Source organism: Chitinophaga pinensis DSM 2588, assembly GCF_000024005.1.
GTDB classification, from domain to species: Bacteria; Bacteroidota; Bacteroidia; order Chitinophagales; family Chitinophagaceae; genus Chitinophaga; species Chitinophaga pinensis.
Map to the genome: position 1 here is coordinate 7,058,147 of NC_013132.1, position 14,613 is coordinate 7,072,759.

Annotated in this window: 11 protein-coding genes and 1 pseudogene; 3 read left to right on the forward strand and 9 right to left on the reverse strand. The window is 45.7% G+C overall.

What is annotated here, in order from left to right; all coding sequences use genetic code 11:
- Position 1: 1 nt before the first annotated feature.
- The 3 genes from CPIN_RS27375 to CPIN_RS27385 form a co-directional block, all read right to left on the reverse strand.
- Positions 2-3,280: a SusC/RagA family TonB-linked outer membrane protein gene (locus tag CPIN_RS27375; RefSeq protein WP_012793128.1), complete on the reverse strand. Its 3,279-nt coding sequence runs from the start codon at positions 3,278-3,280 to the stop codon at positions 2-4.
- A gap of 552 nt (positions 3,281-3,832) precedes the next feature.
- The gene (locus CPIN_RS27380; RefSeq protein WP_012793129.1) at positions 3,833-4,573 is read right to left on the reverse strand and encodes a metallophosphoesterase family protein; all 741 of its coding nucleotides are present in this window, start codon (positions 4,571-4,573) and stop codon (positions 3,833-3,835) included.
- A 1-nt stretch (position 4,574) separates the two neighbouring features.
- Positions 4,575-5,354 carry a hypothetical protein gene (locus tag CPIN_RS27385; RefSeq protein WP_012793130.1) on the reverse strand — a complete coding sequence of 260 codons (780 nt, stop codon included), beginning with the start codon at positions 5,352-5,354 and terminating at the stop codon, positions 4,575-4,577.
- Between the two features lie 143 nt (positions 5,355-5,497).
- Between CPIN_RS27385 and CPIN_RS27390 the strand changes: the two genes are divergently transcribed.
- The gene (locus CPIN_RS27390; RefSeq protein ID WP_012793131.1) at positions 5,498-5,968 is read left to right on the forward strand and encodes a hypothetical protein; all 471 of its coding nucleotides are present in this window, start codon (positions 5,498-5,500) and stop codon (positions 5,966-5,968) included.
- Between the two features lie 63 nt (positions 5,969-6,031).
- Here CPIN_RS27390 and CPIN_RS39690 read toward each other — a convergent pair whose 3' ends face one another.
- The 3 genes from CPIN_RS39690 to CPIN_RS27400 form a co-directional block, all read right to left on the reverse strand.
- On the reverse strand, positions 6,032-6,169 hold the full coding sequence (locus CPIN_RS39690) for a BrxA/BrxB family bacilliredoxin (RefSeq protein ID WP_148230819.1): 138 nt from the start codon (positions 6,167-6,169) through the stop codon (positions 6,032-6,034).
- A gap of 12 nt (positions 6,170-6,181) precedes the next feature.
- Positions 6,182-6,982: an alpha/beta hydrolase gene (locus CPIN_RS27395; RefSeq protein WP_012793132.1), complete on the reverse strand. Its 801-nt coding sequence runs from the start codon at positions 6,980-6,982 to the stop codon at positions 6,182-6,184.
- A 120-nt stretch (positions 6,983-7,102) separates the two neighbouring features.
- Complete coding sequence (locus CPIN_RS27400; protein ID WP_012793133.1) at positions 7,103-8,068, reverse strand: LytTR family DNA-binding domain-containing protein; 966 nt, start codon at positions 8,066-8,068, stop codon at positions 7,103-7,105.
- Positions 8,069-8,320: 252 nt separating this feature from the next.
- Here CPIN_RS27400 and CPIN_RS27405 point away from each other — a divergent pair.
- Together CPIN_RS27405 and CPIN_RS27410 are read left to right on the forward strand one after the other, a co-directional pair.
- Positions 8,321-9,777 (forward strand): annotated as a pseudogene (locus CPIN_RS27405) (DHA2 family efflux MFS transporter permease subunit).
- Positions 9,778-9,791: 14 nt separating this feature from the next.
- Positions 9,792-10,238 carry a MarR family winged helix-turn-helix transcriptional regulator gene (locus CPIN_RS27410; RefSeq protein WP_012793134.1) on the forward strand — a complete coding sequence of 149 codons (447 nt, stop codon included), beginning with the start codon at positions 9,792-9,794 and terminating at the stop codon, positions 10,236-10,238.
- Between the two features lie 74 nt (positions 10,239-10,312).
- On the opposite strand, the gene CPIN_RS27415 is transcribed toward CPIN_RS27410, so the two are convergent.
- The 3 genes from CPIN_RS27415 to CPIN_RS27425 form a co-directional block, all read right to left on the reverse strand.
- Positions 10,313-10,849, reverse strand: coding sequence for a DUF4269 domain-containing protein (locus CPIN_RS27415; protein WP_012793135.1), 537 nt, complete (start codon positions 10,847-10,849; stop codon positions 10,313-10,315).
- Between the two features lie 159 nt (positions 10,850-11,008).
- Positions 11,009-11,884 carry an ATP-grasp domain-containing protein gene (locus CPIN_RS27420; RefSeq protein WP_012793136.1) on the reverse strand — a complete coding sequence of 292 codons (876 nt, stop codon included), beginning with the start codon at positions 11,882-11,884 and terminating at the stop codon, positions 11,009-11,011.
- Between the two features lie 24 nt (positions 11,885-11,908).
- The gene (locus CPIN_RS27425; RefSeq protein WP_148230653.1) at positions 11,909-14,398 is read right to left on the reverse strand and encodes a glycoside hydrolase family 95 protein; all 2,490 of its coding nucleotides are present in this window, start codon (positions 14,396-14,398) and stop codon (positions 11,909-11,911) included.
- Between the last annotated feature and the right edge of the window lie 215 nt (positions 14,399-14,613).

Sequence of the window (14,613 nt, forward strand, 5' to 3'; positions counted from 1 at the left end):
ATTAGAAGCCTACGTTTAAGCCGATGGCATAAGATTTCAGGTTCGGGATCGTACTGTTGTCAACGCCTCTGTCAAAGGAAGAACCAATCGCACCCGAACTGGCTTCCGGATCAAAACCGGTATAATTCGTTACCGTCAGGATATTCCTGCCGGTCAGTATCAGCTGTAGTTTATGGAAGTATTTTGTCTTCAGCACCTTCGCAATATCAAATCCGATAGAAATATTACGGAGTCGCAGGAAAGAAGCATCTTCATAGAAATAGTCTTTGGTAGCATTGTTACCCGGTCCGTATAAACTACCCCACGAGGAAGAGTAAGCACTCTGATAAAACGCGGTATAAGCAGCCGTCACCCCATTGAGTGTAATCGGTTTTGCAAAATCGCCGTGGATACCATCCCTGTACATCCACTCTTTTGTCTGATTGTACAGATGTGCCCCATATACCCAGTCAAACTGAAAGGAAAATGTCAGAAAACTTTTATAAGCGAATGAACTGATGAAAGAAGCGTTGAACTTGGGATTAGGATCACCCAAAGGATAAGCCTCAGAAGAGAACTGTATGCCCCTTGTTGCCGTATCGACCAGCATACCGTTTACCAGCTGGTATTTACCTGCATCCTGTTCTGAGATATATTTCTCCCCGTTTTTACGGGTAGCAGCAGCACTGGTCAGTGCTTTATAACCGTAGATCTGCCCTATCTTCTGACCACCCGTCAGCACCAGTGCCGTGCTGCCGGCATAGGAAGTAAGAATGATATCTGCACCTCCTTTGATACGGTCGATCATAGAGGTCTGGTGACCGAAATTGGTCGTAAAGTCCCAGACAAAATTCTTCGACTGATATACGGGTAGATTCAACTGGAACTGATAACCATTGGACGACATATCAATCGCATTGTTCAGGATACCTGTCGCCCCGGAAGACAACGGCGCACTCACTGTATAGATCACGTTTTCGCTCTTCCGTTTCCAATAGGTAAAAGAGGCATTGATTGCACGCAGCCACTTGCCTTTCCCTGCATTGAAGGTAAAATCCGTACCTACTTCAAACTCCTTCGATACTTCTACCTGCAGGTCAGGATTCTGGCTGGTAATCGGTACGGAATACACGACTTCAGATCCGATTGTACTCTGATCAAGCGTCGGATACCGGTCAAAAGGACCAGGTTGAATACCCGCTTCACCATAGGCCGCTCTCAGTTTGAAATAAGGCACTGCATCTTCCAGTCTGGACCAGAAATTGAAAGCAGAGGGCAATACATAACCATTTACATTCGGAAAGGTAAACGGAGAGGCGCCGCTACCAAAAGCAGAAGACCAGTCGCTCCTGAATCCACCGCTGATACCGCCATAGTCCCCGAATTCTATCTTCTGATTGATCAGGTACCCGTAGGTAATAAATGTTTCATCATATTTCCCGGTCGTCTTTGTAACTGTAGAATAAGGCGCTACAAATAATTGTGAGGCAGTCGCCAGACTCACTGGCGGAGATAATGGTAATCCAAGTCCGTAGACATCTTCTTCCTTATACTTCCGTTTCCGGTAATCATAAGAAATCTGTGTAGTGGTCTGAATAGGGAAATTGATATTAAAATCCTTTTCAAAATCGGTTCTGATATAGGCACTACCCAGGAAGTTCTGGAAAGTAGTGTTGTAATCCCAGTTATCTATCTCTCCTTCTGCGTTACTGGCAAAGTTATAAGACCAGGCATCATAATACATGGTATTTGCATTCTGCGTCTGGTTGAGGTAAGTCCATTTCGCATTTTCATTCCTGTAGTTGATACCATACTTGGCGTCCAGTTCTACAAAACGGTTGACCTGGTAACTGGCATTAAAGCTCTGTAGGATGTCAATCTTATTATCCAGTCCGCTTCCATACTGTTTAACGAAGTAGGGATTAAAGGCGTTGATGCTTAGAAAGTCGGCGGTCTGGAAAGCAGGTGCATTGCCGTCTTTCATTTTATAGGTCAGGTCAAAGAATGGCGATGTATTGAGAAAGCTGAAGATATTGTTGATATTACCTGCCCTGCCCCCTTTACCATACAGGTAACCACCTGCGCCACCTAAACTGGGTACGGTGGTATTCTTTGTATAGATCACCTGTGTATTGGAGCGTAGTCTGAAGCCTTTAAACAGCTCCATGCCGATATTGGCGGTCAGATTGGTGCGGTCTACCGATCCATTCTTCATGACAGGACTCACCGTATGATTATTGGACACGCCAAACATAAAGTCAGTTTTATCAGTGGCACCGGAGAAGTTAATACTGTTATTCCATACAGAACCTGTCTGGAATACCTGCTTGAAGTGATCGTAATATTTCAGATTCGCATTATAAGGCTTATTAGCGATGTTTCGCGGGTCGAGTACACCATAGCGGGTAGCGCCGCCATAAGCGTAGGAAATGCCCTCTATGGAGCCTACATCATTATAATCAAGGATATTCCCTGCGGCATCGATGATATTGTTATTCGCATCTGTCATATAAGGATGGAAACGCGCCTTTTCTACATGACCGCTATTAATATAACTATTCGCAGAATAGTTCGTTGTATAGTTCACGGCTATAGCGCCCTTCTTTCCTTTCCTGGTAAAGAGCTGCATCACCCCGTTGGCGCCCTGTGCACCATAGATAGAAGCAGAAGCGGCCCCTTGTACGATCTCAGTACGTTCTACGGTACTCAGATCGAGGGAAGCCAGGTCAGAAGCGCCTACCTGTACACCATCCAGCATGATCAGGGGTTGGGTGCCATTCTGCACGGTATTAACGCCCCTTAACAGGATATTGACAGGGTCTCCCGGGTTACCGCTGACAGAAGATATCTGCGCACCTGGTATCTTACCGATCAGGGCCTGGTCCACAGAGAAAGTAGGACCGGTAACCAGCTTCTCCGAAGTGACGGACTCCACTGAAATACCCAGCTTCTTTTTACTGGTAGCAGTACCCACACCGGTGATTACTACTTCGGATAATACCTTTCTGTCAACAGCCAGCTTGATGTGTATAGCTGTACCATCGACTACTACTTCCTGCGTTTCGTAACCGATCGCAGTAAATATCAGTTTACGGCCTTTTTCCGCGTTCAATTGAAAAGCGCCCTGCGCATCAGATACCGTCGCACCACCACCCTTTATCTGTATACTCGTTCCAGGCACGGGTATGCCTGATTCGTCGTACACAGTACCGGTGATCTTCAATAAGGACTGGGCTTTCACAGAACTGGTAAGGACATGGCATAACAATACCAGCAGGCATAGTAGCGTTTTCTTTGTCATAGAGGTGTTTTAATATGACGGAATAAGACCGTGTAATCATTCTGCAACACAAACCGGGTTATAATAATGATAGCTCATGCATGTTCACTGGCGCGTCCCCAAGGCGCATCATTAACAAGCCTTGCATGTACTGTCGCCAATACATACTATTCCCATTTCAATAAGTTGGTTCAATTAAAAAAGCCAGTAAAAGACAACTGGACAGGTGCAATTACAAACCGCACAATCCTCCTGTGGGAGCCGGGCCGACACAATAAAAAATCGATTTTGGTACGAGTGTGGTTCCTGGGTTTTCCAAGCTAATGTTCCGCCGATTTATCTGGTTATTTCCTTTTAGGTTTTGGGTGATATCGCTATCATGATAAATATAGAAAGGTTTCGCTAATTCTCATAATTTTTCTGGGAACAAAAAGTTAAAACAAAATATTGTTTTTAAATTAATATGACTATACTCAATACAATTTTATAGGTGATACTGCTATCGTTATGTCGCAAGTACTCATTGCCAGCCCTCCGCAGAACCAGTGGCTATTGACTGCATAAAGACAATATTCAGACTTCCAGTATATAATAAGGGATCTCATATCCTGCTTTCGACAATACAGGTTTAGCTACATTAAACACGCGTACGCCCCCTGTTAGGGTGCCTTCCAGGGTACCCATATGTGCATGACCATGAAATACAGCCGTCACCTCACGACGTATTAATGGCTCTGCCAGACGGGAAGATCCGAGGAAAGGAAAGATTACTTCAGGTTCGCCTACGACGGTTTCTCTCAGTGGTGAATAATGTAGTAAGGCGATCTTTTTTAGCTTGTCATGCTGTTGATCGATCCGGGCCAGCGCCCTGTCTAAATGTAATGCCTCATCCACGGCCTCCTGTACAAAGGCTTTCATAGCATCTTCTCCGAACATGGATAGCATATAGTTGTCAAATCCGCCGCCAAAACCTTTCACACCGGCAAATCCGACGTCTTTGATCACGATTGCCTCTCCATCCAGGATATGTACATTTTCATTCTGCAATGTCTGCCGGATCAGCTTCTGCCGCCCCTTCTCATAATCATGATTACCCAGCACGGCTATGACCGGAATCGTACAGGCCTTCAGTTCATCACACAAGATCTGCGCTTCGCTTTCATCACCGGTATTCGTCAGGTCGCCGCAGATTAATAATACATCTGCATTTTTAGATACCTCTTTAAAATAATCTACCCACTTGTTCTTATCGGTATCTGTTACATGAATATCAGCCACTGCGGCAATACGCACTTTCTTGTTTTCTGCATCCATATTAAACCGTTTTTATAGTCATCCCTTTATAATGCCAGTCGGTAATATCGACAGCGTATTGTGTCTGATCAATAATTGGTCCACGACAAACCTTCTCCAGGGAAGGCGGCAGGTCATATTGTTCATTGGCGCGTCTCATCAGTTCGTCAAATAACCAGCGGGGAATGATATCAGCATAATCTGACGGATACACGTACTGGAAATTCAGTATCTGCGATAACAACAGGTGCCAGTGTGGATCTAAGCGATGCAATAGTCTTTCCCAATTGAGTTTTTGTCCATACTTCAGAAAGACATGATTGACATCTGCCCCGTCAAAGCGTTCCCTGTTTTGTATGAACACTTTACTCCATACCAGTTCCTCCGCACCTATCAGTCTTACAGGATGGTCCATGACGATGGCATCAGTAGTATGTTCATACCAGCTTTCATCTACAATACAAATGTTATTCGTACTGCTGAAGATGATATCTATATAATATTCACCTTTAAAAACCTTCGCCAGCCACCTTACATCTGTCAGTTCAATTTCATATCCATTAGATGCAAAAAGTTTCAGGATATCCGCATATTGTGTGGGCATACAGAATATATCAAGGTCTTTGGTGTCCCTGTAAAGGCCCGTATAACTGAATAAGGCAAATCCCCCACCCAGCATAAAATCAAGTTTGCTGTCCACCAGCAATGCCAGCGCCTCCCGGTAAAAAACTTGCGCTTCCTGTTTTTGTTCTTCATGCGTACTCATACCAGAAACACCTAAAAAACTGTGCCGTTGGGTCATCAAAGCGGTCTTATCAGTGCAAACCCTTTTTATGAGCGCCACCGGACAGGTGTGCTTGATAAATAAACCTGTAAATAATTTGCCTGTTCTGTGAAGATTTTACCCCATTTATTATATTTGATGCAAACATTTAATATCTCAACATGAAATGTGCTTCGCTTATCGCCGTAGCTGTTACATTGCTGATGTCCTGTGATACCAAAAAGGACGCATCACCTGCAACAACAACAGAAAAATCTCCGCTTTCCGGTACCTGGAAACTTATTAGCGCCAAGTCTATCCAGAATACGGATACGACGGTAACGGCTCCTGTACCCGGACAGGAGACCATCAAGATCTTCAATGACAGTTACTTTGCCTTCTTCAACCATGACCTGAACCATGGTGCAGATACAGCAAGCGCCGCATTTGGTGCAGGTAGCGGTACCTATACCCTGGTAGGTGATAAATACAGCGAACACCTGGAGTATTGCAGTTACAGAGGATGGGAAAACCAGGATTTCTCCTTCAAAATGGAGATCAGGAATGATACGATCATTCAGAGTGGAGAGGAAAAAATCGATAGTCTGAATGTAGACCATGTGATCATCGAAACATATGTACGGGTACGTTAGTATCTCCGTAGCAAAAATAAAAATCCCCCGGAAGCCAGTCTAACGGGGGATTTTCTTTTAATATCATGCATATTCCCCGAACACGCTCAACAGATCATTGGCAAGCGCGTGTGCATCCCTGCCTTCTATCCGATGCTTCGGAATAAAATAGACAAGCTCCTTGTCTTTAAACAGGGCAAAGGTGAGGATGGCGGAACAGATTGTTCATCACCGTTAATAAATTAACCGATCAATTTTATTCACATACTCCCCTGCATTCTCCTTCATAGCAGCCAGATGTGTGCCGCTATATATATACAATTCCTTCTTACCAATGGCTGCATTATAAACTGCTTCCGCCAGTGCAAAAGGCACCTCTTTATCTTCTTTGCTATGCACAATCAGTACTGGTAATTTCACAAACGGGATATCCGTTTTCGCCGCATAGGGGGACGTCAGATACTGTTTTATCATTGCCTGTTGCTCCGCAGGTGCATAAGCGGCCGCAAGGTCTGTAAAAGAACTGATGGCCCCATCTAATACCAATGCCTGTATTTTGTCTCCATTATCCCTGGCCAGCCTGGTGGCTACCTGGGTACCGATAGAAGCACCGAATAACAGCATTTTGGTTCCCTTTACATCCGGTCTGCCCAGCAGATAATCAAATACCACCTGTCCGTCACATGCTATATTCAGGTGTGTCGGTTTCCCGCTGCTCTTACCATAGCCCCTGAAATCGATCATAAAGACCTGGTAGCCATGTTCGACCAACGGCTTTACCATATATTGATAAAAGGTGACATTCCCGCCTGCCCCATGACAAAACAATACGGTCGCCTTAGGCTGTCCCACCGGTTTAAAAAACAAGGCGTTCAGGGTAACGGTATCTACCGGCAGATTCACTTCTTCCACCTGCATGGATGAGTCCAGCGCCTTCCAGGTTTTATTAGGGAAATAGAATTTATCATCAAACTGTGCTTTCAGCAGATGGGTACTCAGTAATAAAACGGCGAGCAGAAAGAAGGCTTTTTTCATGTTGCAATACTTTTTAAAGACCGATCCGGATCATCCGGAACTGGTGTAAAAGTACTGGCAGACCGGCAACGAATTTTCTGGAAGTGGCCATCTGCATGGCATTTGGGGCGAATTGCACGCTTAGGGACGGGTCGCCTGAACCGCTGCAGCTGCCGGGGTGAATGGCATGGTCATACGATTGGCCAGCTTTTCCCTCAGGGCGGTATTCAGACTTCTGGATACGGGGATCGTGTCGGGTAAATGCAGGATATGGAGCCGGTATCCCTGGGCGGTACCGCTGACCTCTTCTACCAGGAAAAGGTTAACAATGGCAGTCCGGTGACAACGCCAGAAGTTGATATGGGTGTTCAGACTGGCCTCAATTTTCTGCAGACTGGAACGCAGCAACTCCTGTTTCAGATCATCTCCTTCCATGAAATACAGCCTGACATAGTTATCTGCCGACGTGACCGCCAGTAATTGTCCTGGATGCAGAGAAATATAGTCCTTTCCATTATCCGCTGTAAAAGAAAGCACTTCTGCCTCCACAGAGGCCGGGGACACCTCCTCCTCTATCACAGGCGCGGCTATGGTCTGATTCAGCCCCACCGCCCTGTTACGATAACGCCTTAGTAAACGGGCCTGGTTGATCATAATACTGGTCGTAGCCGGCGCAATCCCGATCACAGCCGTATAGATAACCATCAGTAAGGCTTCTTTCCAGGAATAACGCCATTGACCACTCAGCGCCATTACTCCTATGTTAGCCAGCGCAATGGCGACGATAATGACCAGAGTCCAGAGCGACTCCCTGCCGGTCGTCCACTTATCTTCCCTGAAATAAGCCGGAAACAAGCGGAATACCAGTCCATAATACAATATAACTACCCCAAACACCGTAGCGGCTCCCTCCAGACTTCCCCAGAAAGCGTCCAGCGTATCCCGCTGACCATTAAAAGGCCGGAACAGAAAAAGGAACAGGAATACCGCCCCGCTCAGGGCAATCGTCATGGTCCATTGCCTGCGCCAGGTTTCTGGTAAGGGATAAGGTCGTTTGAACAGGGAGCTGATAGTATCCATCATGTAGGCTGAAATTTCGAACGGCATGATAATGAATTTTTTGAATATTACCCCTATACCTGTCAATACCAGCAACCAGAAAATAGTTTGAATTCAATCTATTATTAGTTTGAAATCAAACCAATAACTTCTACCTTCGTATTATTAATTATACGCATGGAGCAATTACCTTCTTTAGTAGAATATGGATCCCGCCGGGTTATTATCACCATCACCGCTGTTGTCTGTGCATTACTGGAAATTATAGACACCACCATTGTCAACGTCGCCCTGCCCGATATGAGGGGTAGTCTGGGCGCTACCTTAAATGAAGTCAGCTGGGTGATTACTGCTTATTCCCTCGCCAATGTGATCGTTGTACCCATGACCAGCTGGTTATCCCAACAGTTCGGCCGCCGGAACTACTTCGCGGTTTCTGTTGTCATCTTCACCATCTGTTCTTTCTCTGCGGAAATGCCACCAACATCTGGGAACTGGTCCTTTTCAGGTTCTTACAGGGGCTTGGTGGAGGCGCCCTGCTGGTCACCTCTCAAACTATTATTACAGAAAGCTGGCCACCGGAGAAACGCGCCACGGCACAGGCTATCTATACCCTGGGGGTGATCGTGGGTCCGACATTAGGTCCGCCGCTGGGTGGTTATATCATCGACAACTACAGCTGGCCCTACATCTTCTATATCAATATCCCGATCGGCGTCATTGCGGCGCTGCTTACACTACAATACGTGAGAAGTCCGCAGTACGAAGAAAAAAGAGATGCCAGTCAGGTAGACTGGCTCGGTATTGCCCTCCTGGCGATCGGTATTTCTTCTTTACAGTTCGTACTGGAAAAAGGACAGGAAGAAGACTGGTTTAGTAGTCCGCTGATCATCATACTGACTGTTCTTGCGGTATTCGGACTATTCTTCTTCATCTGGCGACAACTCACCTTCGCCTATCCCATTGTGGAACTCAGGGTATTGAAAAACGGCAACCTGCGTATAGGCGTAATCCTTTCTTTTATAATGGGTTTTGGTCTCTTCGGATCGACTTTCGTCATTCCGCTCTATACACAGTCTTTATTGGGATGGACAGCACAGCAGTCCGGTATGCTGCAATTACCCAGTACCATCTTTGTAGCCGTCATGATGCCGGTGGTTGCCATTCTCATACAAAAAGGCGTTCCGCAGAAGTATCTGATTGCCATTGGTATGCTCGTCTTCTTCATCTATAGTTATATGTCATACGAGATCCTTTCTCCGGATACCAGTTCAAAAGACTTCTTCTGGGTATTGATTATCCGCGGTTTCGGTCTGGGTCTGCTGTCAGTACCAGTCAGTACCATGTCTCTCTCTACCCTCAAAGGCAAGGAGATCGGACAAGGCGCAGCCTTCTCCGGTATGATGCGTCAACTGGGAGGCGCTTTTGGTATCGCATTGATTTCCACCTTTATGACACGCCAGACAGACCTGCACAGAAGTAACCTGGTAAGTCATCTTGACGTAAATAATCCGGAAGTACAACAACGTATTTCCGATATGACAGGCGCAATGCGTGCGAAGGGCTTTGACATGGTAGTCGCAAAAAGTAAGGCGTATGCAATGATGGATGGCGCTGTAATGAAACAGGCAACGGTATTATCTTACATGGATGTATTCCTCTGGGTAGGTGTCATGTTCCTCGTCTGCGTACCGTTCGTACTATTGTTTGTGAAAAATGCGAAGAATAAGATTAATATGGCGGATGCTGCACATTAAACTTATATTGCACTATGGCTATGGAACAAACACTGGAACTGGCGCGTGATCTGAGCAGGGCACTGATGGAAATGCGAAACTATATGCGCCAGCACTTACAGGTAAGGATCAAGGAGAATAATATAGATGTATCATTCGAACTCCTGGAAATACTCGGCGTATTGTACAGACAAGATGGTATCAATCAGCAGGAAATCGCCGATATCCTGATCAAGGATAAATCCAGTATTACTTATCTTATCGACAGTCTCACAAAGCGGGATCTTGTTGAAAGAAAAGAGGACGAAAATGACCGGCGTAATAAGCTCATATACCTTACAGAAAACGGTAAGCATATGAAGCAGACCCTGCATCCATGGGTAGAAGAGATCTATGAGCAAGCCACCAACGGTATTAAGGTAGCTGATCTTGAAAAGGCAGTAGCATTGGTACAGAAAATGAATGAGAATCTGAAAAAATAAATGCTTTAATATTTCATAAAACAAAGCGAGCTGCACACTTCATATATGCAGCTCGCTTTGTTTTTATACTATCTTTATTGCTCCGTTTCGAGCTTTAGTAATTCCACGTAAGGATTTCCATCGATCCCTAAACACAGGCAAAAAGCAGGCTCTGTTTTGTACCCTTCTTTCTTCAGGCGGATCACTTCCTGTCGCAAACCTTCGCCATGCTGTTGGAGTAAATGATGTTCAATCAACATATGCCTGTATCCCATCTGTTCACGTACCGGTAACTGCTGTGCAAAGATCTCAAAAGGATAACCCGCTTTATCAAAATTAATAACCACACATTCCTGATCGTATATTTCAAAGGTCTTTATACTGAATCCTGAAGCCTCACCCCACAACGTGATCATATCCTGTTTAAACACTTCTTGCTCTTTAAAGGAACATAGAATATCCAGGTCACTGCCGGGTATATCTACAGCAATAGGAATTGTGCCTGCCAACACCGGATCATAAGCAGATAACAACTGTAAAACAGCCGTCTCCTTCAATACTGCATAGACTGCTCGCTGCACGGCGTTCCCCTGTTGCAGATAGTCAATATTAAAAAAGTCGATATTGTGCATACGCAAAAATACAGCTACTTAATGTCATATATCGTTTTAAAAAGCTGGTTCTGCAATGACGTTACCGTTATAGTATACCTTCACCAATACCGGATCGCCAATTTTAATACAAAAGCACTCCGCCGTAGCGAAGTGCTTTTCAATAATCAATTTCAGTATTTATTTCCGTACTTTATCTAATGCTTTCACATACCGTTCAAAACTCTGCTCCTCAAACGCGGTGTACAACAACGGCTCTATCAGCTCCAGTTCCATCAGCGCCAGTTGGCCATCGACCAGAACACCGTCTACTCTTGTATACAATGCACCGCCGGCAAAACGACGCACTAAAGCTGTCGCTTTCTCAATCACAGCGGTAGCTGGCGTAGCCGAATGAATAGTAGCGCCGTATTGTGGTTGTACCCTGAAATCACCTGCTTTAGGTTTCTTCACGATCGTATGACTGTACACACCTCCGAAGAAAAGCATCGACCATTCTCCTTCCTGGATTTCTTTCATGAAGGGTTGTGCGATAAATGCCTCCTTTGGCAACAACTGTTGCAGCGGATGTTTGTCCAGTGCCGTTTCTCCACGTACCAGTGTAAAGGTATTCTTAGAACCTCCGCTTACACACGGTTTCACAATGATCTTATCTGTACCGAGTCTTTCAAACAGGGACGCCAGATCAGTCGGTGTTTCTTTTTCCAGGAATAAAGAAGGAATAATATCAAAGCCTGCATCCGCGATCTCTTTCAGATAATGTTTATCCGCATTCCATAACACGGTTTCTACAGGGTTCAGCAACTGTACGCCTGCGGTAGCAAGTTTGTGTAACCATACCCTGAACTCGTCCAGTCTGTTATGATAATCGTAAGGCGATTTTAATATCACCAGTTCGTAACTTGTCCAGTCTGTATCGCTGTCTTTCCAGTCTTTCTTTTCTGCATCCCATCCTGCTGCCTGTAATGTTTCCAGCAGACGACGATCCTCTGTCTTCGCCATGTCAAACAGATTGGCAGGATCCTCGCAGATGAGCGCTAATTTCTTATCCGGCATATTGATGTCTTTTTCTTTCTGTTGTTATTCTGCTGCCAGCAATGTATATACGCCTCCTGCCGTTGTTTTCAGCGCATAAGGATAACCTGCTGACGGATCTTTTGGTTTCATCGGCGCCAACTGTGCATTGGCGCCTGCTTTCAGCCTGCTCTTTGCCAGTAAATAGCAGGTACCTGCCTTCTTCGCATAGATCGTTACACGTACCAGCTTACCTTCTTTCCAGCTCATATCGATGGTATGACCACCATATGCCAGTAATCCCTTTACATCACCTGTTGCCCATGCATCCGGTAAAGCAGGCAGTAAACGGATCATGTTGGATTGTCCGTTCAGTAACATCTGTGCGATACCGGAAGTACCGCCAAAGTTACCATCTATCTGGAAAGGCGGATGCGCACAAAACAGATTCGCGTAAGTACCACCTGCATTATGCATATCTACAGCACCTTTTCCTGTCAATGTCAGCAACTCGCGTAAGAGTTTGTAAGCATGATTGCCATCTTCCAGTCTTGCCCAGGTATTGATCTTCCAGGCTTTACTCCAACCGGTACCACCGTCTCCCCTGATCTCCAAAGTACGTTTAGTCGCATTAGCCAGTTCGGGTGTAGCGGAAGGCGAAATCTGATCGCCAGGGAACAGCGCATACAGATGTGAAATATGGCGATGCTCTGTTTCTCCGGAAGGCCAGTCTTTATACCACTCCTGTAAACTGCCATCCTTTCCTATCTTAAACGGATAAAGACGATCCGCAGCAACCTGTAAAGAGTCACGCAGTCCATTATCTACTTTCAGTACTTCTCCTGCTTTAATCACGTTATTGAACAACTCACGGATGATCGTCATGTCCATCGTGCTGGCAATGGAAACGGATTCCTGTGTACCATTCGCCAGCAGGAATTTATTCTCTGGTGAAGTAGCAGGTGCAGTCACCAGGTAACCGGAAGCAGGATCTTTCACCAGGAAATCGAGACTAAAAAGCGCCGCTGATTTCATGATCGGATAAGCCGTATCTCTCAGGAATTTTTCATCGCCGGTATAACAGTAATGTTGCCAGAGGAACTGACATAACCAGTTCCCTCCCATCATCCAGTTAGCCCACTGCGGATCACCTTTTCCTTTATCGCCTACCGGATTGGCAATCGCCCATATATCCGTATTGTGGTGTGCTACCCATCCTCTCGTATTATAAAACTCTCCTGCGGTAGCGGCGCCTGTCACAGACAGTTCTTTCAGCAACTGGTACAACGGCTGTTGCATCTCCATCAGGTTACAGACCTCCGCAGGCCAGTAGTTCATCTGCGTATTGATATTGATCGTGTAATTGGAACTCCAGGGCGCACGTAGCTCCTTGTTCCAGATACCCTGCAGATTCGCTGGCGCAGATGGCGTACGGGAACAGGAGATCAGCAGATAACGGCCAAACTGAAAATAAAGACTCTCCAGCGCCTGATCTTTGCCGCCCGCAGTATATCTCCGCAGTCTTTCATCTGTTGGCTGTGCTGATTGATCATCACCTGACAGATTCAGACTAACCCTGTTAAAATATTTATGATAGTCCTGCTCGTGACGTTGCAGCAGATTAGCATAAGACAATGCAGCGGCTTTTTTCATTTGTCCGCCGGCAATCGCTTTCTCATCCAGTCCTTCACTGTCAGGACATTTATCAAAACCATTAAAGCTGGTTGCTGCGGTCAGTAATAAAATCGCTTCCGTAGCATTCTTCACAGTAATCCCGGTGGCATCAGTTGTCACGGTGCCATCCGGACTGATCGCCCGCATCCGCAGTTCATAACGCATGCCCTTACAACTACCTGCCGCTTCATACTGAATAGGCTCGGCATTATAATTAATATAACTCGGATCTACCTGCGAAGGCGCCTTACCTCGCATTGCAATTTCCTTTGCACCTGTAACACTATTCTGATAATGCAGCTGACTGGATGGATCGGCTTTAAACTGCAACGCACCTTTCTTGCTGGAACGTAGTCTGATCACGATCACCTGGTCAGGTGCAGAGATAAATAGCTCACGTGTATAGGTAATGCCGCCGCTTACAAATCGCGTAATCGATTTCGCATTCGCTATATCCAGGTCTCGACTATATTGCGACACCAGGGTATCCTTCAATTGCTGATGTATACGTATATCACCCAATGGCAGGAATGACTGCGAAAAAGCGCCCTGCATTTTACGCAGCAGGCTATCCGCTTCATGATACTTTTCGCTGAATAACGCAGCGCGTACTGCCGGTAAATAAGACGCTGCCGCCGGATTCACCTGCTTACTGACCGGACCGCCCGACCATAAAGTAGCTTCATTCAGCTGGATCAGTTCCTCGCTTGTTCCGCCAAACACCATCGCTCCAACACGTCCGTTGCCTAATGGAAGCGCCTGTGACCATTCAATTGCCGGTTCCTTATACCAAAGCTTTAAGTTGTTATTCCTTTGCTGTGCGTGCGATCGCCCTGCTCCTAAGGCGATGATCAGCATTAAAGAGAGACCTGTTCTTTTCATATCCGTGAAGAATAAAAAAAATATATTAATAAGCAAGTTTAGCCTTTTTAAGGGCAGGATGCAAACGATTGCGCAAAAAAAGCAAATAAAACCTTGGTTATCACTCAGCGGGGCATTACATTTGCTTTGTAATCATATTTGCCGATTATAACAGCGTTGACCCTGGTAAGCGAGAAGTGAACGAATACCGGCGAAAAGCAGATCAGACAAGGAAT

What these genes read in the sequence shown, in the direction of transcription:
- CPIN_RS27400 (WP_012793133.1), bottom strand. Translation starts at nt 8,068, where the DNA reads ATGCCGTTCGAAATTTCAGCCTACATGATGGATACTATCAGCTCCCTG.
- CPIN_RS27380 (WP_012793129.1), bottom strand. Translation starts at nt 4,573, where the DNA reads ATGGATGCAGAAAACAAGAAAGTGCGTATTGCCGCAGTGGCTGATATT.
- CPIN_RS27395 (WP_012793132.1), bottom strand. Translation starts at nt 6,982, where the DNA reads ATGAAAAAAGCCTTCTTTCTGCTCGCCGTTTTATTACTGAGTACCCAT.
- CPIN_RS27415 (WP_012793135.1), bottom strand. Translation starts at nt 10,849, where the DNA reads ATGCACAATATCGACTTTTTTAATATTGACTATCTGCAACAGGGGAAC.
- CPIN_RS27410 (WP_012793134.1), top strand. Translation starts at nt 9,792, where the DNA reads ATGGCTATGGAACAAACACTGGAACTGGCGCGTGATCTGAGCAGGGCA.
- CPIN_RS27390 (WP_012793131.1), top strand. Translation starts at nt 5,498, where the DNA reads ATGAAATGTGCTTCGCTTATCGCCGTAGCTGTTACATTGCTGATGTCC.
- CPIN_RS27375 (WP_012793128.1), bottom strand. Translation starts at nt 3,280, where the DNA reads ATGACAAAGAAAACGCTACTATGCCTGCTGGTATTGTTATGCCATGTC.
- CPIN_RS27425 (WP_148230653.1), bottom strand. Translation starts at nt 14,398, where the DNA reads ATGAAAAGAACAGGTCTCTCTTTAATGCTGATCATCGCCTTAGGAGCA.
- CPIN_RS27420 (WP_012793136.1), bottom strand. Translation starts at nt 11,884, where the DNA reads ATGCCGGATAAGAAATTAGCGCTCATCTGCGAGGATCCTGCCAATCTG.
- CPIN_RS27385 (WP_012793130.1), bottom strand. Translation starts at nt 5,354, where the DNA reads ATGACCCAACGGCACAGTTTTTTAGGTGTTTCTGGTATGAGTACGCAT.